Annotated in this window: 17 protein-coding genes; 11 read left to right on the top strand and 6 right to left on the bottom strand. The window is 51.3% G+C overall.

What is annotated here, in order from left to right; translation table 11 throughout:
- Positions 1–390 precede the first annotated feature (390 nt).
- The 6 genes from ACKU4E_RS10815 (at position 391) to ACKU4E_RS10790 (ending at position 6,967) form a co-directional block, all read left to right on the top strand.
- Positions 391–678: a zinc ribbon domain-containing protein gene (locus ACKU4E_RS10815; RefSeq protein WP_320171085.1), complete on the top strand. Its 288-nt coding sequence runs from the start codon at positions 391–393 to the stop codon at positions 676–678.
- A gap of 166 nt (positions 679–844) precedes the next feature.
- A complete protein-coding gene (purB, locus tag ACKU4E_RS10810; protein WP_320171084.1) occupies positions 845–2,140 on the top strand; it encodes an adenylosuccinate lyase in 1,296 nt (431 codons plus the stop codon).
- A gap of 292 nt (positions 2,141–2,432) precedes the next feature.
- Complete coding sequence (locus ACKU4E_RS10805; protein WP_320171083.1) at positions 2,433–3,698, top strand: L,D-transpeptidase family protein; 1,266 nt, start codon at positions 2,433–2,435, stop codon at positions 3,696–3,698.
- Positions 3,698–4,405: a hypothetical protein gene (locus ACKU4E_RS10800; protein WP_320171082.1), complete on the top strand. Its 708-nt coding sequence runs from the start codon at positions 3,698–3,700 to the stop codon at positions 4,403–4,405. The genes ACKU4E_RS10805 and ACKU4E_RS10800 overlap by 1 nt, the downstream gene beginning before the upstream one ends.
- Before the next feature lie 37 nt (positions 4,406–4,442).
- Positions 4,443–6,110, top strand: a complete 1,668-nt coding sequence (locus ACKU4E_RS10795; RefSeq protein ID WP_320171081.1) for a M99 family carboxypeptidase catalytic domain-containing protein — start codon at positions 4,443–4,445, stop codon at positions 6,108–6,110.
- 41 nt (positions 6,111–6,151) lie between these two features.
- Positions 6,152–6,967 (top strand): sugar phosphate isomerase/epimerase family protein, encoded by an 816-nt coding sequence (locus ACKU4E_RS10790; protein ID WP_320171080.1) that lies wholly within the window; start codon positions 6,152–6,154, stop codon positions 6,965–6,967.
- 108 nt (positions 6,968–7,075) lie between these two features.
- Here ACKU4E_RS10790 and ACKU4E_RS10785 read toward each other — a convergent pair whose 3' ends face one another.
- Genes ACKU4E_RS10785 through ACKU4E_RS10775 form a run of 3 tightly spaced genes read right to left on the bottom strand, consistent with a single transcriptional unit; the run spans position 7,076 to position 9,866 of the window.
- Positions 7,076–8,410 carry a TRAP transporter large permease subunit gene (locus tag ACKU4E_RS10785; RefSeq protein ID WP_320171079.1) on the bottom strand — a complete coding sequence of 445 codons (1,335 nt, stop codon included), beginning with the start codon at positions 8,408–8,410 and terminating at the stop codon, positions 7,076–7,078.
- Entirely contained in the window at positions 8,403–8,885 is a 483-nt protein-coding gene (locus tag ACKU4E_RS10780) for a TRAP transporter small permease (protein ID WP_320171078.1), read from the bottom strand. The genes ACKU4E_RS10785 and ACKU4E_RS10780 overlap by 8 nt, the downstream gene beginning before the upstream one ends.
- Before the next feature lie 6 nt (positions 8,886–8,891).
- Positions 8,892–9,866 carry a TRAP transporter substrate-binding protein gene (locus ACKU4E_RS10775; RefSeq protein ID WP_320171077.1) on the bottom strand — a complete coding sequence of 325 codons (975 nt, stop codon included), beginning with the start codon at positions 9,864–9,866 and terminating at the stop codon, positions 8,892–8,894.
- Positions 9,867–10,191: 325 nt separating this feature from the next.
- Here ACKU4E_RS10775 and ACKU4E_RS10770 point away from each other — a divergent pair, with 325 nt between their 5' ends.
- From ACKU4E_RS10770 to ACKU4E_RS10755, 4 genes are all read left to right on the top strand, one after another.
- Complete coding sequence (locus ACKU4E_RS10770) at positions 10,192–12,177, top strand: hydantoinase/oxoprolinase family protein (protein ID WP_320171076.1); 1,986 nt, start codon at positions 10,192–10,194, stop codon at positions 12,175–12,177.
- Between the two features lie 199 nt (positions 12,178–12,376).
- Positions 12,377–13,939 carry a hydantoinase B/oxoprolinase family protein gene (locus ACKU4E_RS10765; protein WP_320171075.1) on the top strand — a complete coding sequence of 521 codons (1,563 nt, stop codon included), beginning with the start codon at positions 12,377–12,379 and terminating at the stop codon, positions 13,937–13,939.
- Positions 13,927–14,238 carry a CBU_0592 family membrane protein gene (locus tag ACKU4E_RS10760; protein ID WP_320171074.1) on the top strand — a complete coding sequence of 104 codons (312 nt, stop codon included), beginning with the start codon at positions 13,927–13,929 and terminating at the stop codon, positions 14,236–14,238. Before ACKU4E_RS10765 ends, ACKU4E_RS10760 begins: the two co-directional genes overlap by 13 nt.
- Positions 14,239–14,423: 185 nt before the next feature.
- Positions 14,424–16,166 (top strand): solute carrier family 23 protein, encoded by a 1,743-nt coding sequence (locus ACKU4E_RS10755; RefSeq protein WP_320171073.1) that lies wholly within the window; start codon positions 14,424–14,426, stop codon positions 16,164–16,166.
- A gap of 99 nt (positions 16,167–16,265) precedes the next feature.
- On the opposite strand, the gene ACKU4E_RS10750 is transcribed toward ACKU4E_RS10755, so the two are convergent.
- Together ACKU4E_RS10750 and ACKU4E_RS10745 are read right to left on the bottom strand one after the other, a co-directional pair.
- Positions 16,266–16,592 carry an AzlD domain-containing protein gene (locus ACKU4E_RS10750; RefSeq protein WP_320171072.1) on the bottom strand — a complete coding sequence of 109 codons (327 nt, stop codon included), beginning with the start codon at positions 16,590–16,592 and terminating at the stop codon, positions 16,266–16,268.
- Positions 16,577–17,287, bottom strand: a complete 711-nt coding sequence (locus tag ACKU4E_RS10745) for an AzlC family ABC transporter permease (protein ID WP_320171071.1) — start codon at positions 17,285–17,287, stop codon at positions 16,577–16,579. Before ACKU4E_RS10745 ends, ACKU4E_RS10750 begins: the two co-directional genes overlap by 16 nt.
- A 126-nt stretch (positions 17,288–17,413) precedes the next feature.
- Here ACKU4E_RS10745 and ACKU4E_RS10740 point away from each other — a divergent pair, with 126 nt between their 5' ends.
- Positions 17,414–18,868 (top strand): PLP-dependent aminotransferase family protein, encoded by a 1,455-nt coding sequence (locus ACKU4E_RS10740; RefSeq protein ID WP_320171070.1) that lies wholly within the window; start codon positions 17,414–17,416, stop codon positions 18,866–18,868.
- A gap of 49 nt (positions 18,869–18,917) precedes the next feature.
- Here the strand turns inward: ACKU4E_RS10740 and ACKU4E_RS10735 are convergent, their stop codons facing one another.
- A complete protein-coding gene (locus tag ACKU4E_RS10735) occupies positions 18,918–19,928 on the bottom strand; it encodes an asparaginase (RefSeq protein WP_320171069.1) in 1,011 nt (336 codons plus the stop codon).
- Positions 19,929–20,001: the final 73 nt, after the last annotated feature.

The raw sequence follows: 20,001 nt of genomic DNA, 5'->3' as shown, positions 1-20,001 counted from the left end.
TGTGATGGGCAATTTAAAACGCTTTATGGAAGCCCTTTACAATCATGTGCGTTTTAGGGTAATGGAGTCTCCTTTGCAGCATATAATCGTGCGGCAAGTACGAAAAATCATATCAGGAGGTCCTCCACATGGGTAGGCACAAAAAGATCGAGAGAAAAAAAGAACTTCAGCGTAAGCGTCATCGCAGAGCCAAAAGAATTAAGGCTCGTGTCGCAGAAGCCAAGGCTGCTGCCGCCAGCTAAGTCGTTTTTCTGTTCCGTTCAGTCTGCCGTAACCGGGATTACCGGAGTACGGCCGGATTCGGGACGGACCCCCTTATATTTCTAGGGACAGGTATCGCCAGCCTCTTTGTAGAAGGGGCGCGGCGTGCCTTTTTTATTGGAGGGTATTATGCCTATTTATGAATACCAGTGCCACGAATGTCAGCAGATATTCGAAGAGTGGCAGACGAGCTTTGAAGACAAGGAACTGGAGTGTCCCGTCTGCGGGGGAAAGGCCACCAAGGTGCTTTCACATTCCTCTTTTGTTCTCAAAGGCGGTGGGTGGTATTCTTCCGGATACTGCAAAACCGATTCCGCTGCCGGTAAAACCGGGAATTCCAGTCCGGCAGGCAGCGGCTCCGGAACATCCGCTAAGTCGGAATCCTCAACCAAGAGTTCCGACACTACAGCAAGTTAGCTGATCAGAGGCCAGACGGCCCGGTGTATTTCCGGGCCGTCTGTTTTTTGATCTGCCCTTCAATATTCCTGTGTCTTGTCGCGGGGCGCCATTTGGAATATAGTGACCCCGTGTAGTTCCCTTTCCACCTCGTTATTTAAGAAAACAATTAACCGGAATTGGTAAAATGATTGAAAGATATACCCGTCCCGTCATGGGTGAACTATGGACTCTGGAAAATCGCTTCAGGGTCTGGCTTGAAGTAGAAATCGCCGTGTGTGAAGCCTGGCACAGGCTTGGGCGGATACCGGAACAGGATATGAAAACCATCCGCGACAAAGCGGATTTTGAATTGGACCGTATTCTTGAAATTGAAGAAAGAACAAAACACGATGTCATCGCATTTCTCACCGCCGTGGAAGAGAAAGTCGGCCCTTCATCGCGTTTTATTCACCTTGGCTGCACATCCTCCGATATTGTCGATACCGCAAACGGGGTGCTGCTGAGCCGGGCCGGTAAGATCATTCTTGATGACCTTGATGAATTTCTTGTAACTCTCAAAGAAATGGCCAATGCCAACAGGGGCCGCATGTGCATGGGACGTACTCATGGCATCCATGCGGAGCCCACCAGCTTCGGCCTGAAGATGGCCGGTTTCTATGCTGAATTTTCCCGCCATCGTGAACGCCTCGCCCACGCGGTGGAAGGTGTCAGTGTCGGGAAGATCTCCGGTGCAGTGGGTACCTACGCCATGCTCGACCCTGAAGTTGAGCGTATAACCTGTGAACTGCTCGGCCTGAATGTAGACCCCATTTCCACCCAGATTGTACAGCGTGACCGCCATGCTGCTTTTTTTACCGCTCTGGGGCTGCTCGGCGGCGGAATAGAACGTCTCGGTGTGGAACTGCGTCACCTGCAGCGCACGGAAGTTCTGGAAGTCGAAGAAGGGTTCAGCAAAGGACAGAAGGGTTCTTCGGCCATGCCGCACAAGAAAAACCCCATTTCCGCGGAGAACCTTTGCGGATTGTCCCGCCTGCTGCGCACCAACGGTCTGGTGTCCATGGAGAACATGCCGCTCTGGCATGAACGTGATATAAGCCACTCCTCGGTTGAGCGTGTTATCATGCCGGACTCCACAATACTTGCCGACTATATCCTGAGCAGGATGAACGGTGTTCTGAAACGCCTCAAGATAAACGGCGACAATATGGATCGCAATCTCATGGCTTCTTACGGACTGTTCTACTCCCAAAGGGTTCTTCTGGCTCTGGTGGATTCAGGGCTGGAGAGGCAGAAAGCATATGAGATGGTGCAGAAGGTGGCCATGCACTGCTGGGAAAACAAGGTCTCCTTTCCGGACGAAGTGCGCAAGGATGCTGCCATTACCGGCCTTCTTGATGCGGGCGCTTTGGATGATGCTTTTGATTTGGGATATTACACCAGATACGAAGACATGATTTTCAAGCGTGTTCTCGGTGAGTAGATGGTTTTTGAAATTTAACCTGTATTTTCGCCCGGTTCAGCTTTTTTGGCTGAGCCGGGCTTTCATTTTTGCAGGCCATGGCGTTTCATGCTATTGTCCCTGAAATTATCGTTGCGGGGCGAATAAATTGCGGGTGAGGGGTTGTTTTGGAGCAGTTTTTTTTTGTGCAGCAGGTGGATGCAATGAATTATCTGATCGCAATGCCGGTGTTCAATTCACATTTTAGCCACGATTCATATTGATGCTTATTATATCGTTGTTATGCTGCTTTGAACGGTGGAGTCTCGGTCTGATGCAGGTTCTGCGTATATTTCTGGCGGCTTTCTTTCTGATTGCCGGACTTTCGTCATTATGTTTTGCCGGTGAATGGCATCCTGTGCTGGAACATACCGATCTTGTTCCCGATTATGTCGTCGCTGTCGACAAAGAGGCCCAGCGGCTTCATCTGCTTGTGCACAAGAGTCCTTTACATGCAGAGGCCTCCTTTTCCTGTGCAACCGGTCAGGCGGTGGGCGACAAGGTCGTCGAAGGCGATCTGAAGACTCCGGAAGGGGTTTATTTCACTTCCGGCAAGCGGACCGGCCTGACGGATTTTAAGCTGTACGGAACCATGGCCTTCCCTCTTGATTTCCCCAATCCGGTAGACCGGATTAAAGGCAAGACCGGGTACGGAATATGGATTCACGGCAGAGGGAAGAAACTCCTTCCTAGAGATACAAAGGGCTGCGTTGCACTCAATAATGCCGATATAGGCGCTTTGGACGCGAAGATAGCTCCTGGAACTCCGGTGATTATCGGTAAGAGTCTGGAATGGAATGACGTCTCCGGCTCGCAGAAGGCGGATTCCGAAGAACTTGAGGCACTTGTCTACAAATGGGCCGATGACTGGAAGAATCGCAAGGATTCATTTTTCGAGATCTATGCTCCGGATCTTTTTTCCAGGTCTGAGCAAAGGCCCTTCCGTTACTTCAAAAACCGTAAAAAACGTATTTTTGCGTCAACAGACTGGATTGATATAGAAATTTTCAACCTGCGTGCGCTGCCCGGTCCGGATTACTGGGTAACCTGGTTCGATCAGTATTACCGAAGCGGCAAGCTTTCATCATCCACATCCAAACGTCTTTACTGGCAGAAGGTTGATGGAAAATGGAAGATTGTCGGTCGCGAATACAGTCCGGCTGACGGGGATTTAAAGGATCGCTATCTGAATAGTCGGCGAGCTTATGTCCGCAAGTTTATCGATAAATGGCGAGCAGGGTGGCTTGCCGGGGATCTGAAAGAATATATGGCCTGTTATGACTCTTCCGCGAGACAGGGAAACAGGAAGGGGGCCGGTTCCATAAGCGAGTACAAGAAAAGTGTCTGGGAAACACGCAGCCCGGCTTCAATTAAGCTGGGAGATATAAGTCTGGCGGAAAATCCGCAGGGACTGGAAGTCTCTTTCAGGCAGGATTACTCGGACGTCACAGGGTATAGCGACAAGGGGTTTAAGAAACTGGTCATCCGTCCCAGCGGGGACAGCTGGCTGATTGTTGATGAACAATGGAGTAGGCTTTAATGGGCAGCACCAAGTATAATGTTCTTTTCATGCGCGACGATGACACCGTCAAACGATACAGGATCAGCCCGTTCTGGCTGAAGGTGTTGTTCTGGTTTGTCTTTCTGCTTGCCGTCTGTGCCGGGGTCGGTGCCTGGGCCGGTTATAGCTTCTGGGGGAACAATGTTCAGTTGAAGCAGGATAATATCGAGCTGCAAAAGCGCCTTACCGATGCGTCCGTACAACTGGAGCGGCTTGAAAATGTAAATAAGATTCTGGATTCATACGACCCGAACGATATCCAGACCATACTTGCATCCGTACCTGTAGAAGAGAAAAAAGCCGTTGCGGAAGTTCCCGGCGTGGATTTGAAAAAGCTTCTGGCCTATAAAAATCTGATGCGGGCCGGAGTTGAGAATGTTAAGCTTCAAAAATCCGGGCGAAGTCTTGTCTTGAGCTTCGATCTTAACAATCTGCAGCCTTCCTCCGCCCTGAGCGGACTTGCCAGGATCGAGCTTATTGAAAATGTGGGCAAAGGGATTGCCGTTAAGAGCAACGAAGATGATATGTCTTTTCACATCCAGAGGTTCAAGGTGGTCAGAACCCGTTTCGGAATTCCGGCCGGTCTTGATCTGGACGATCTTTACGGAATACGCTTAATGATTGAAACAAAAAAGGATGAGTTGATTTTCAGTGAAGTATATCCTTTGTCGCGCATGCTTAATTAGCTTTATCTTTTTCTGCTCGGTCTGCAGCGCTGCCGCCATGCAGGTCAAGAGTTATACCTTTTTTCAGGGTACTCAATATCCATTGCGGGTAACCTGGGTCTTCGGCGATGAGCCTGGCCCGACCATAATGGTGCAGGGCGGGATTCAGGGCGATGAGCTTTCCGGCTTCTGCACTGCCCAGATGCTGACCCATTGCAATCTGCGCAAGGGCAACCTGATTATTGTTCCCCGCGCCAACGAACCCTCTATCCTGCGCCGTACCAGACAGATAAATGTAGATCTCAACAGAAGATTCGACAAGGAATACAACAGTTTTTATGAAGACCGGCTTGCCAGGGCGATCCGGTTTTTGATCAACGGTGCGGATGGGTTCATTCACCTTCACGAAGGGAGCGGCTTCTACAATCCTGTTTATGTGGACAAGCTGCGTAATCCCAACCGTTACGGTCAGTCCCTGATTATTGATGCCGCTGTCTACAAAGGGCTGCACCTGGAACGCATGTGTCTGCAGACCATTGACCGACTGAACAAAGACATCGCAAATCCCTCCTACAGGTTCACGCTTTTCAATACCGATACTTTCGACAAGACGACCCATTACCCGGAAATGCTCAAGTCCCTGACCTGCTACGCACTTGTTACGCGTGGAATACCGGCCATGGCCGTGGAGGTCAGCAAGGATATTAAGAATCTGGAATGGAAGGTTCGCAAACAGCTTAAGGCCACTGTTTATCTGCTTGAAGAGTTCGGACTGAAAGTTGACGAACCGGATTTTTCTTTCCCCAAGTCTTCAAGCTCTGCAGGGCTGGAAATCAAGATCAACGGCCATCTCCTCAAGGGTAGAAGCATTGATCTGGTTCGCGGCGGCCCGGTATATACTGCCGGTTCCGATCGAGCTGAAGCCTGTTCTGTCCTTGAGCCGTCACTTGCTGTTTTTGCCAGCGACAGGCCTAACCTGAATATGTTGACTGCTCCGCGCATGGCCCTTTCCACTTTCCCGGCTCTTGAAGTCCGGCTTGACGGTGACAGAATGGCCTCGGCCAAGGTCCGCTGGCAGGGGACCGGAAGCGATCTGCCCGAACCGAACGGTCCTGTTTTTTTGTGCTGGTTAAATGGCAACCCTCGTTTTGTGAACGAGAAAGGCACACTCAAAGCCGTTGACGGTGATCAATTGATATTGGAGGGAGTGCTGGGAAGCTCCGCAGAGGAAATCCTGAATCTTAAAGGATTCGTAGCATCCGTGACTTCCAATAACGGACAGGACGTGGGGTATGAGATTATTGCCGACCCGTCTAATTTCATGGCAAAATACATGCTGGATGAAAAAGACGGTGTTTCCAGATACAGGATTGTGCGGGAGACTCCGGGAAAGCGGCGTGCTGAATTCTATCTTTCCATAGAACCGCGCAGGGTCAAAGCTTTGGAGCTTGTTCCCGATCACGGTGACAGGATGTTTTTGAACTGGGTGGTGGACGGTGTGCAGGAAACTCCGGCTGATCATTATGTCCTCAAGGATGTATGGAGCAATGGCGGTCAGAACAAGATACAGCCGTTTGTCAACGGCATTCCCGCTAACTGGGGGGAAACGTTCGAGGTTGGTTCCGGACGTGATACGACTGTAACTCTGCGGCACGCCACGACTTTCGATCTGATCGGATCAATGACCATCAGGGGAAGGAATTACATGCGGACTTCCCTTGATTGAAGTCTTGAGCCCATGTGTAGGTGCTAGGAGTTGTACATATCATGAAGCCTGAGTTCGAAACCTGTTTTGTAAATCTGCCTCTGCGCTATATCTACACTACACCTGAGTATTTTGATTTTTTTATCGAGAACGGGATTCAGCCCGAGTTGGGGCTGGATTGTATGGGCGATGAATGCCAGAGCATGGACTGGCTTCTTTCCGTGCGGGACAGGCTTGATGAAGCCGGTCTGGGCTGCACGGTGCACCTTCCTTTCCTTGATCTGAAACCGGCCAGCCTCAATCCCGGTATACGCAGGGCCTCCATAGAAACTCTCCGTGCCGCTTTCGAGGTCGCCAAGTTCTTTTCTCCGCAACGTATGGTCATGCATCCCTCGTTTACCTGCTGGCTGGAAAAACCCCTTTTTGAAAGGGCTTATGCGCACTGTCTGGACGGCCTGCGCGACCTTTGCAACTCATGGCTGGATCACCCTCCACTATGTCTGGAAAACACGTATGAATCTTCTCCCGATATCCTCGTCCGGCTGGTGGAAGATCTTGGACGGGAAAATGTAGGAATCTGTTTTGATCTCGGTCACTGGCATTCATTTTCCAAAGGTGCCGAAAGAGGGGATTTCGATTTCTGGTTTGATACATTGGCGCCGCACATCAAGCATATGCACCTGCACGATAATAACGGACGTATGGACGAGCATCTGGCCATCGGACGCGGAACCATAGACTGGGATCACGTAACTTCCAGAATCTGCGAACTGAATCCTTTGCCCACGATGACTCTTGAGCCGCACAACAAGGACGATTTCGAACTGAGCTACAGTTTTTTCCGGACGAAAGTGGCCCCGAAGGTTTTTGCGCGTTAGCCCGGATACTGCCTGTTTGCAGAGGATAAATGATTATATTTTTCAAAAAAAACAGCCCCGCAGCGATATAGTTGCGGGGCTGTCTGTTTTTGATGCTGTAGCTTTTTATCACCCGATCATTTTCTGCGGCAGATAAAAGACTATTTCCGGAAACAGAGTGACCAGCATGACCATCATCACCATGATCAGGAAGAACGGAAATGTGGCTTTCAGGATATCTTTCACATCGTCATTGGTGATGTACTGAATGACGAAAATGGAGAAGCCTACCGGCGGAGTTACCTGAGACAGTTCAACCATGAAAACCACGAAGATGCCGAACCAGAGCGGATCGAATCCTGCGGCTGTCACTATGGGCAGCACTATAGGCAGGGTCATGACCACAATGGATATTCCGTCCAGAATCATACCCAGCAGAACGTACATGATTCCCAGTACGAAAATCAGCATGTAGGGTGACAGGTTCAGCGTGGCAATGAATCTGCTGAGTGCGGTTGCAATCCCCAGAAAGCCGACCACCTGAGCCAGAAATGCGGCTCCGGCGATTATGAAACAGATCATCCCGCTGGTTTTTACCGCTGAAAGCAGGGATTCCCTGAAGTTTGCAAAGGTCAGGTTCTTGAACCACCAGGCTATGGCCAGAGCGCCGAGAACCCCGATTACCGCAGCTTCGGTCGGCGTGGTCAGGCCGGCGTAGATTCCTCCCAGTACCAGAGTGATGAGCAGCAGGACCGGAAACAGATCCTTCAGCGATTCAATGCGCTGCGCCATGCTGAAACTTTCCTTTTCCTGCGGGACAAGGGAGGGATTCAGTATGCAGCGGATCATTATGTAGAGGGAATACACTCCCGCAAGAGTCAGCCCTGGGATGATGCCGGCAATGAAAAGCTGTCCGATGGAGGTGTCGGAAAGTATGCCGTAGATGATCATGATCAGGCTGGGCGGGATGAGAAACCCGAGGGTACCGGAGCCGGCAAGGGAACCTATGGAGAGGCTCTTGTGGTACCCCCGGTTGGAGAGCTCGTTGAAGGTGATTTTGCCTACTGTAGCGGTGGTGGCCGCGCTTGAGCCGGAAACGGCCGCGAAAAGCGAGCAGGCCACTACATTTATGTGGTAGAGGCGTCCGGGAATGTTGGACAGCCACGGGACCAGACCGTTGAGCAGTCTGGTTGAAATTGAGGTGCGGTATAAAATTTCACCCATGAGGATGAACAGCGGCAACGCAGACAGGGGCCAGGAATTGAGCGTGTTCCACAGGGAGTTCGCCATGAGGTCGCCGATTTTATCAAAAATGGATATGGTCGGCGGCAGGTTCATCTTGCAGGCCAGCATGCCGCAGATAGCCGCAGCGTAAAGTGAAAAACCTATCCAGAGTCCCGAAAGCAGAAATATCACCATGCCGAGAACAAGGACTGCGGCCAGAATAAGTGGATCGCTAATCATTGGCTATTCTCCCGGCAATAAAGGCTATCAGCTGTAACAGAAGCAGGATCAGCCCGATGGGTATGGCGAGTTGCGGAATCCAGAGCGGTGTTTCCGCAATTGTATCCGCGGTCATTTCAAGGTCCCATGTTTCATAGACCATCATAACGGTATATTTGAGGGCAAAGGCGGTTATGCAGACTCCGATGATGCCGGAAATGATGTCTGCAACCCGTTTTCCATTTTCAGAAAAATGGCTGGTCAGCAGGTTGATCCTGATCAGCCCGTTTTCCCTTAGAGTATAAGCCAACCCGGTCAGGATGAGGAATACGAGGGCGTATCCGCCGTATTCACTGGAGACAAGGGTGGAAGTGTTCAGCACGGAACGCAGGAATATTTCCACCACCACAAGCCCTACGATAAAAAGCATTCCCGCGGCTGAAAGATAGGCCCCTCCCACGGAGAGGCCTTCTATTATCCTTATGATTGAACGCATGACAGTCTATTTTTCGTAGGCCTTGATGGCAGCTTTGAAACCTTTCTTGGCTCCCTTGAGTGTTTCATCAAGCATTGTCTTGGCTTTTCCTGCGAGAAGATCGCTTACTTCCTTGGTGGGTGCGGAAATGATTATGCCGTTGTCGCCGAGGGCTTTGAGAGATTCCTCGTTACTCTTGTTGGACTGTTCCCACTGGTGAACCTCAACTTCAGCAGCAGCCTTGAGCATGGCTTTTTTCTGGGGAGGAGTCATGGCGTCCCAGTAATCCTTGTTGATAACCATCATGTTGAGGGGGAAGGCGTAGTTTATTTTTGTGAAATACTTGAGCGTTTCCCAGAATTTTCCATCCTTGCCGGAAACGGCAGAGGTCAGCACGGAGTCTGCAAGACCGGTCTGCAGGGCGGAGTAAAGTTCTCCCCAGGGCAGAGACATGGGGCTGGCGCCGACTGATTTAAGCAGTTCAGCTCCGTTTTTATCGTAGGTTCTTGTTTTGAGGCCCTTGAAATCAGCAGCAGTCTTGAGCGGTTTCTGGGTAAAAAGTCCGCTCGGAGGCCAGGGAGCGGCGTAGAGAAGAACCTGGTTCCATTTGCGGCAGGCTTTTTCGTAGTACGGTTTTGCAGCTTCGTAGAGTTTTTTGGCTTCGGCGTAGTCCTTGGCCAGCAGGGGCATGGAACTCAAACCGAATACCTCATCGGAACCGGCGACAACGCCCATCAGAATATCGGACATGGGGAGGGTTCCGTCCTTGACCGCCTTGAGCAGTTCAGGGCCTTTGAATCCGAGGCTTCCGCCGGGATGAACAGTTATCTTTACCGAACCGGAGGTGTATTCGGCCACCTTGTCGGCAAAAAGCTGGGCGCCCTGAGAGTGAAAGTTGGTCGCGCCGTAAATGGCGTTGCAGTCCATTGTAAGATCGGCGGCCTGTGCGGAAAGAGCAAAGCTCAGAACCAGCAGCATGGCAGTGATGATTTTTTTGAACATGGAATAGCCTCCGTTGGTTTGTTGTTGTCTGTATTACTATGGATTTTCCATACTGTTTTGCGGGTTGTTCCGGTAGTTAAAACGATTTTGTAAAACCAACATAACCGCTTGCAGTTGCGCCTGTTGTCAATGAGAATATTCTTCTAATCAGTAATAGTTCAGGCCGAATCAACTGATCTTTTACACGTAAATTTACAAAAATAAAATCTTTAAAATGTAGACGTATTTGGTTATTGTCTGCATGAATTGAGAGTTATGAGCTTCTTTTTACGAATATTATTTTAAGTATACCAGTGTGTTGGTGTGCTGAATCGGAGGATATATTGTGCTGATCATAGGAGTGGATACCGGCGGAACTTTCACGGATTTCATATACAAGGACGGCGATAGATGGGGGGTACACAAAAGACTGTCCACACCGCATGACCCTTCCGAGGCCGTAATCAACGGGATAAAGCATATCGCCGGAGACCGCAGGGTTCAGGTTGTTCACGGATCAACCGTTGCCACCAATGCCATACTCGAACGAAAAGGTGTCCGCACCGCCCTTATTTCAAATGAAGGATTTGAAGATATAATTCAGATAGGACGACAGAACCGTTCCGAGCTTTACAATCTCTCATTCTGTAAAAAACCGCACATAGTTCCACCCGAATTGCGGTTCGGAATCAGCGGAAGAATCGACCACGAAGGGAATGAAATTGAGCCGTTTTCTGACGAAAAAGCGCAGATTATTTTAAATAAAATTAAAGAATCAGGCGTCGAATCGGTCGCACTATGCCTCCTTTTTTCCTACCTGAACCCCGAACACGAGAACAGAATGCGCGCCCTACTGGACGAAATAAACGTTCCGGTTTCTGTTTCGCACGAAATTCTGGCCGAGTTCCGCGAGTTTGAGCGCACATCAACCACGGTTATCAACGCATATGTTTCTCCCAAGATGTCCAGGTATCTCACCAAGCTGCAGCAGACTCTCGGCGATGATCCGTTGCGGATCATGCAGAGCAACGGCGGGTCCATTTCCGCGGAAACTGCCATGAGCGAATCCGTGCGGACCATTCTTTCCGGTCCTGCCGGGGGAGCTGTCGGTGCGCATGCCATAGGAAAAAATGCCGGATATGACCGGCTGATAACATTCGATATGGGCGGAACTTCATCCGATGTGGCCCTCATAAACGGCGAACTGCCTCTGACACTGGAATCCTCCATTGAAGATTATCCGGTCAAGGTTCCCATGATTGATATCCATACCGTCGGCGCGGGTGGCGGTTCCATTGCCCGTCTTGATGTAGGTGGTTCCCTTACCGTCGGCCCGGAAAGTGCCGGGGCGGACCCCGGTCCCATCTGCTACGGCAAGGGAAATGAAATCACGGTGACGGACGCCAACCTCTATCTGGGCCGACTCATTCCTGAGCATTTTCTCGGCGGTGAAATGGCGCTTGAAACCGGCAAACTGAATCAGGCCATGGAAGAAATGGCCGAAAAAGCCGGGCTTACTCCCGTGGAACTGGCCGAAGGAATTCTCGACATCGCCAATACCAACATGGAACGTGCCATCCGGGTAATCTCTGTTGAACGCGGTTTTGATCCCCGCGAGTTCACCATGTTTTCCTTCGGCGGAGCAGGCGGCATGCACTGTGCGTTTCTGGCCCGGCTTCTGTCCATCCCGAAGCTTTTTATTCCGGTCAATCCGGGAATTCTTTCCGCCGTGGGCATGGTCATGGCCGATGTCATCAAGGATTATTCACTGACTGTAATGCGCAATCAGCACAACACCACCGGTCAGGATCTCGAAGAACTGTTCGCGCCGCTTGAGGAACAGGGCCGCGCCGACCTTGCCGGAGAGGGCTTTGCACCAGAAGACATTGTGGTCGAACGTTTTCTGGATATGCGTTATCAGGGGCAGTCATTCGAGATAATTGTTCCCTTCTGCGGAGACTGGATCGAGGAATTTTCGAAACTCCATCAGCAGAATTACGGATACCGCAACGACAACAAGACTGTTGAAATTGTAAACATCAGGCTGCGGACAAAGGGAATGCCGGTCAAACCGGAAGTGCCGGAAGCAAAAGAATCTGTTGCGGAAATGTCCCCGGAAGCAGTGCTCGGAACCACCGAGACTGTTTTTGATTCCAGACGGCTTAAAACCCGTATTCTGGACCGTGACAAACTCAAGCCCGGCAACAGGGTGGAAGGTCCGGCCATCATCATCGAATACAGCTCCACTCTGGTTATCCCGCCCTTTGCAAAAGGCGAAGTGGATTCTTACGGCAACCTGATTTTCGACATTGAACAGGACAGGACTGTATAAATGGGAATTGTAACGGCATCACCTCCGCAGAAATCATGAACAGCATGCCGAGTAATTAATCTGTTATACGATTAGGGATTCCAAAGGGGATTATCCCCTTTGGCTGCCAGAGGCGAAATCAAATTGTTAAAGGCGCGAAGCGCATCAAATTCAGCTTGTTAGATCTTTTTCGTGCTGATCTGAGTATAAGGGTACGCAAATGAAAGTAAATCCAATCCTTCTTGAAGTATTCAAAAACAGATTCGCGGCCATTTCCGAGGAAATGGGCGTTACTCTGACCCGTACCGCATTTTCCCCCAACATCAAGGAGCGGCGCGATCTGTCCTGTGCTGTTTTTGATGGAAACGGGGACATGGTCGCGCAGGCCGCGCACATCCCAGTGCATCTGGGGTCCATGCCCCTTTCCGTGAAGAGCGCCATTGAAAAGGGCGATTTCTCGGAAGGGGATATGATCATGCTGAACGATCCTTTCAAGGGTGGCACTCACCTGCCGGACATAACCCTTGTGGCGCCGGTCTTCTGTACCGATTCAGATAAACCGGCCTTTTATGTGGCAAACCGGGCGCACCACTCCGACGTGGGCGGGATGGCTTCCGGTTCCATGCCGCTTTCCACCTCCCTTTATCAGGAAGGAATCATCATCCCGCCAGTAAAAATCGTTGCAGGCGGTGAGATCGTCAAAGGTGTGATGGACCTTATCCTCAACAATGTTCGAACCCCGGTGGAGCGCGAGGGCGATTTTTCCGCCCAGATCATGGCCAACATTACCGGGGTGCGCAGGCTCAAGGAACTGATCGACAAATACGGCCTTGAAACAGTTGATTTCTATGCCGCCGGCCTGAACGATTACGCCGAGGCCATCACCCGCAAAACCATCGAGTCCATCCCTGACGGCACCTACAGTTTTACCGATTACATGGACGGCGACGGTGTGGACTGCGAAAATGTTCCCATCTCGGTGGTCATGGAAGTGAAAGGGGACAGCGCAAGGCTTGATTTCACCGAGTCCGGTAATCAGGTTTCCGGCAGCGTCAACGCGGTGCGGTCCATAACTCTTTCGGCCGTGCTTTACGTTTTCCGTTCGCTCATAGAAGGCGATGTGCCTACCAACGCCGGTATCCTAAGGCCCATTGAAGTCCTGACCCGCAAGGGCTCCATTCTGGACGCTAATTTTCCGGCAGCGGTCGCCGGGGGCAACGTGGAAACATCCCAGCGCATTGTGGATGTGGTTCTCGGGGCATTGGCCGAGGCCGTTCCCCAAAAGATTCCCGCAGCCAGCCAGGGAACCATGAACAATATGACTATCGGCGGCATGGACGAGCGTACCGGCAAGCCTTTCGCCTATTATGAAACCCTGGCCGGAGGCATGGGGGCATCCCCGAACTGTCGCGGTGAGCATGCCACGCATTCGCACATGACCAACACCCTGAACACCCCGGTAGAAGCGCTGGAATACAGCTATCCGTTCCGGGTGCGGACCTACTGCATTCGCAAGAATACCGGCGGAACGGGGCGGATGCCCGGAGGGGACGGCCTTGTCCGCGAGATAGAACTGCTTTCTGACTGCGAAATAACCGTATTATCCGAAAGGCGCGTGAACGCTCCTTACGGATTGCAGGGCGGCGGGCCCGGAACACCCGGCAGGAACCTGCTCGTCCGTGACGGGAAGGAAATCGAAAAGCCCGGTAAATTCCATTCTCCGCTAAAGAAAGGCGATATCGTCCGTATGGAAACTCCCGGAGGCGGAGGGTGGGGCAAGTAGAGGTAAATATGGAAACGACACCGCAGAGTTCTGACCGATCAGGATCATCGGAAGAGGCCGGATGCTCATTTATGCTTGAAGCTGTCGGCTGGTATGGAACGGGGGCCATAGTGCTTGCGTATCTTCTGCTCAGCCTCGGTCTGCTGGATTCCAACGGGCTGCCCTATCAGGCTTTGAATCTATCCGGGGCACTCGGAATTATCCTGATTTCGTTTAAAAAGAAGGCCTATCAGCCTGCTGTCCTCAATGTTGTCTGGGCTGTTATCGCACTGCTGGCTATCGGCAAGGCTGTGCTGTGAGTTTCGGAGATAAAATAGAGTGGAGTATGGCGGATAGTTGTTTTCCGGTGCGGTAGGCTCATCTGTATCAGGGGTATTTTATTTTTCGTATGACTTTTCCTTGGGATCGGTCTGTTTTGAGGGAGTGGTTAGAACTGTTTTAAATTCATCGCTAACATTGATGCAAACGGATTTTAATCAGAATTATGCAGAACACTGCCGGATTGAATAATCAGACAAATCAGCCCAATGGTTTTTACTACCATTTAATTACGGCTGTCCTGAGCCTGCAGCATGTGATAATTCTTTTTATCGGCATAGCCATAACCCCCGCCATGCTTGCCGAAATTTATAACCTTCCTCCTCCTGAAACGCATCACCTGATTTTTATGACTACCGTGGGGGCAGGTTTAGCCACTTTGATACAGCCTTACAGAGCAGCCGGGCTCGGTTTGGGCATGCCCATGTTTATGGGAACATCCGGCGCTTTTATGTCCTGCGCTCATGCGGCTATCTCGCTTGGTGGTTTTCCCTTTTTTTGCTCGCTTGCTCTTTTAGCGTCACCATTTCAGATCATATTCAGTTACGGCATACGATTTCTGCGCCAGATACTTACACCGACAGTGGGTGGGGTAATCATTATGCTGGCTATGGTCGGCCTATTGAAGGACTCTCTGATAACATGGGTCGGGCAGGGGCCGCCGGATGGTCAGTCCGGCCTCCTTAATATACTGGTCGGCATGATAACAATTTCAGTAATGATTCTCGTGGAGTGGTTAGGCAGGGACAGACTGAGGCCATGGAGTCTTTTCCTGGGGCTTAGCGCTGGAATTTTAGCGGAAATTTTAATTGGCGACATTGATTTTTCTCAGGTTGGAACAGCCGCATGGCTCGGGTTGCCCCCTATGAAATGGCCGGAATTCTCTTTTGATATTTCAAATCCGGGCCATTGGGCTACGTATTTTACCTTCATCATATCTGTACAGGTTACAAGCATAAAATATGTGGGCGATGCCATGGCGCTGCAGAAGGTAATGCATCCCGGACAGAAAAGGACAGATTTCAATGCCATTCAGGGTGGATTGTATTCAAACAGCATAAGCATGATTTTAACTTCGTTTTTCGGGGGCATGCCGCCTTCTTCGCATTCTCCCAATATCCCGCTGATGGAAATGACCGGAATTGCGAGCAGACGAGTCGCTGTGCTTTCGGCTTTGATTTTAATAGTTTTAATTTGTTCACCCAAAACAGCATATCTACTTGATGCCATCCCCGGTGAAGTAATGGGTGCGGTGGGGGTTGTCCTTGTCGCCCATCTTTTTTCCACCGGGGTGCGCATGATTGCAGCTGAACTTGACCATAAAAACGGCGTAATTGCCGGCCTGTCTCTATGCTTCGGCCTGATTGCTGAAAACGATATGTTTTATCCCGAAGCATTTCCGGAATTTATACGCCCGATCAGCACAAACGGTTTTGCAGTGGGAGGTCTTGTCGCCGTACTGCTGACAATTCTGACCAGATTGAGCATTAAACATTTTTTGATTTTCTTTTTGGAGCCGTCACCGGATCAGTTGGTCAAGATTCGTGATAAAGTGTCAACTTTTACATCAGGTGCCGGCATGAGTCTCCGGAATTCCAATTATCTGGAACTTGCTTGCGAAGAGATTTTTGTTCATGCCCTTGGGGAATTCGAGCGTGAAAATATCAAAGGACTTATTCGATTTAAAATGTACAGGCAGAATAAGCAGATACAGGTGGAAATTTCTTTTGGTTCTCGCTTGGATACCGATCTTGACCATAATTGTAATGCCAATATGAATGCTTGCGAAATGAAGGAAGAGGAACTGCAGAATCTGGGGCTTATGCTCCTTAGTAAAATCATAAAAAAAATCACTCACCAGAACATGGGAAAGTACACTTATCTTTGCTTCAGCCTGCCGCTGAATTGATTCTCCCAAAAAGGGCTTCATAAACCGTATCAAATCAAAAAAAAACTAAACCTTTAAAAAATTAAAACTTGAGTTCAGGTTGCGAAGCCCGTTGATCTATCAAAACATAAAATACCTTGCGGCAGCCACAAGCCCCATGCCAACGGCTACTGTGCCGAAAAAGTTTCTGGTCACCATGGCAACGGTGAAGGTCGGCAGGGCCACCCAGAAGTAGAGATTGTCAAAACCGAGGTTGATTGTCCCTTTCGGCGCCAGCAGGGAGGGTGCCAGCAGGGCGGAGAGCACTGCGGTCGGCACGTAGCTCAGCCACTTGACCGCCAAGGGCGGCAGGTTGCGGGAACTCAGGGCCATGGCCGGGAGCATGCGCGGGATGTAGGTTACCGCCATCATGCCTATCAGGGTGAGAAGTATTAATTTCTGGTCCATTTTACTGCTGCTCCAAGGCTTGCGCCGATAAGGGTGGCGATGATTACATTCCATTGTCCGGCCCCGCCCAGTGCCAGGGCGGTGGAAAGAAGTCCGGTTACAAGCCCCACAACCACATGGCTCCTGTCCTTTATCTGAAAGATGAGCAGGGCGATGAACATGGCCGGAAGGGCGTAATCCAGCCCCATGGGTCTGACATCCGTTATGAGCGTGCTGGAGAAAATTCCGAGCACTGTCCCGCCTACCCATGCAAGCTGCGCAATGCAGTTGATGAGGTAGGTTTCGCCTTTGTCCGTATCCCCTCTGGCAAATCTGGTGGAGTGCACGGCGAAGCTTTCATCGGTCAGTTGAAAGGTGAACGCGGCAAGCTGCAGCTTGGACCATTTTTTCAGATACGGTGAAAGGGCCGCGGACATGAGCAGATGCCGCAGGTTGACGATGAAAGTCGTAATGATGACGGACAGGGCGGACGCCCCCGAGGCGATGAGTCCCACGGCAATGAACTGTGCCGATCCTGCAAAGACGATTATGGACATCAGCACCGTGTTATCTATGGATATCCCGGATTTGCGGGCCAGGACTCCGTATGCGAAGCCGACCGGCAGATAGCCGAGCACGATGGGCAGGGCCTGCCTGAATGCCGACATCAGCATTGTGTTGCGTTTGATTTCGCGGGAATTCATTGCGGATTCCACTGTTACCTCCGGTAAGTGTAAAATTCAATGGAGCGTTGTTGGTTATTGCGTGATTACATAAAATCTGTCATCAGTACAGATACAGTTTGTCAAAAAATAAATCATAACAGTTCCAGGATGAGCACAATGAACTACGACAGTCTGCCCAATCAGTACCGTTACAAGAAGGTGGAGCAGGAAATATCAAGGCATATCGAGGCCGGCGATCTCGTCCCCGGTGATCGGCTGCCCTCACTGCGCCAGATGAGCCGATCCCTGCAACTGTCCATTTCCACGGTCAATCACGCTTACGAAGAATTGGAAAAACGCGGGCTGATAGAGTCGCGTCCAAGGTCCGGGTACTATGTCCGCAGCGAATTCAGACCCATCCCCACGCCGGAAATCAATATACCGCGCCACATAGAACCCCGCACCGTTACAAAGAACAAACTTATCCAGACTGCGCTGGAAACAGTCGGCAACAAGGACCTGCTGCCCCTCGGAGTGGTCTGTCCGAGCAAGGAACTGCTGCCCGCCCGGCAACTGGCCAAGATCATGAACAGTGTTATCCGGGAAAACCCGTACGAAACCGCGGGATACGAGATGATTCCGGGTAATCTGGATCTGCGCCGCCAGATAGCTTTCAGGTCCGTGGACTGCGGTTCTAATCTTACTGCGGACAAACTGCTCATAACCACCGGAGCCATGGAGGCTCTTTACATTTCTCTGCGCACGCTGACCCGGCCGGGTGATCTGGTCCTCATTCAGTCTCCATCCTACTATTGTTTTCTGCAACTGGTGGAAAATCTTGGGCTCCGGGCCATAGAGATACCTTCCTGTCCCGAAAGGGGCATCAACCCGGATCGCGTAGATGAGATAACCCGCACATTCGACATCAGGGCCTGTATTTTTTCCCCGAACTTCAACAATCCTGACGGAAGTCTGACCTCGGATGCCCGCAAGAAGGAAATTGTCGAGATACTTGCTGCCCGGAAAATACCGCTGGTGGAGGACGATGTTTACGGGGAGATTTATTTCGGGGACACAAGGCCGCGCACCCTCAAATCATTTGATCGGGACGGCGGGGTTCTGCTCTGCTCGTCCTTTTCCAAGACAATAGCACCGGGATACCGCATCGGCTGGCTTGCTCCGGGACGTTATCTGGATAAGGCTCTGGAGATAAAGGCCACAACGAATGTTTCCTGTGTGGCCCCCACGCAGATGGCCATTGCCCGCTACCTGCGGGAAACCCTTTATGACCGCCACCTCAAGAAGCTGCGCACGGCCATGAAGGAGCAGATGGCCGATATGAGAACTGAAATCGGTCTTTCCTTTCCGGAAGGAACCAGAGTGACCAACCCCACCGGAGGCTCTGTTCTCTGGGTGGAGCTCCCGGAAAAAGTGGACGGTGTGGATTTGTTTTTCAGAGCCAGAGAGGAAGGCATCGGTATAGTTCCCGGAGTCGTTTTTTCCTCGCAGGACCTCTTTTCCAACTACATCCGTCTTTCAAGCGGTTCGCCAATGACGGACGAGTTGCGCTCCGGCCTGCGCCGTCTGGGGGAACTGGCTGCCTTGCAGGGCGGTTCTGCAACGCATTCTTAATTTACCCATCCTGTGCCGAATGGGGAGCGCGGCAGTCGACTGCTGCTGATCAGACGCTCTCTTCATGGAATATTTTACGTATCTCAGTGTCGGTGCATCCGCTGCCGATGAGCAGTTGCAGGAGCAGGGTGGCTTTGATGGCCGAGAGTGCTCCGGCTATGATAACCCCTTTCTGCTTTAGGTTTGCCGCTCCGCCGGGATAGGCGTAGATGGGCCAGACTCCGCCTTCCACACAGCGAGTGCAGAGCACAACGGGAATTCCGGCGGCAAGGCATTTTTCCACACCGGCAACCAGTCCGGGAGGGGTGTTTCCGGCACCGAAACCTTCAAGGACAATGCCTTTTGCTCCGCATTCGAGGAGTTTTTCCAGAATTGTGGAGTCCATTCCGGGATGGCAGCCGACCATGTGCACGTTTTCAGCAGTCTTTGTCACGTTGAACGGCAGGCGCGGGCGGCGGCCCGGTTCCGCTCTGGTAAGTACTACCGATTCACCTGCAATGAATCCGAGGCGTCCCGTGTTCTGCCCGATGAACGGGTCCACGTTGAGGGAACTGGATTTTATTGCATTGCGGGCCGCGAAAAGTTTATCGGCCATTTGGATGATAACGTCCGAGCCTTGAGGCGGGGGGAGCAGGCAGACCCTGACCGCGTCCATGAGGTTGCGGATTCCGTCATAGCCGGACTCATTGAAATAACGCATGGCTCCGGTCATGATCACCGGCTTGGGTGAACGTATTGTCATGTCCAGAACGTATGCAGTCTCGGCCAGGAGGTCTGTGCCGTGCAGGATCACCGCGCCCAGAACCTGCTCTTCGGCCAGGAATGCATCAACATCCTGAGCAAGGTGGAGCATTTTTTCGGGCGACATGTGCGGGCTGGGAATATCCGACCAGAGAATCGGTCTGATCTGTATGTCATGATCGTCCGGGGTCACTTCCCGGATCAGTTTGGTGAAGTTGTCGTCCGGCACCACTCCGCCTGCGTCCGGTCTTTCACTCATGCCTATGGTTCCGCCCGTGAATACGAGCATGACCTCGCCTGATATTTTTTTTGCGCCCATTTCTGACTCCGAAATATGTTGGTCTGTGCGAATCTGGTAACGCAGGTCCTCCGGATTGGCAACTACAATACTG

The sequence above is a fragment of the Maridesulfovibrio sp. genome (genome assembly GCF_963677005.1).
GTDB lineage: Bacteria > Desulfobacterota > Desulfovibrionia > Desulfovibrionales > Desulfovibrionaceae > Maridesulfovibrio.
Note: the sequence above shows the minus strand (reverse complement) of the source record. Positions and strands in the feature narration are given on the sequence as shown.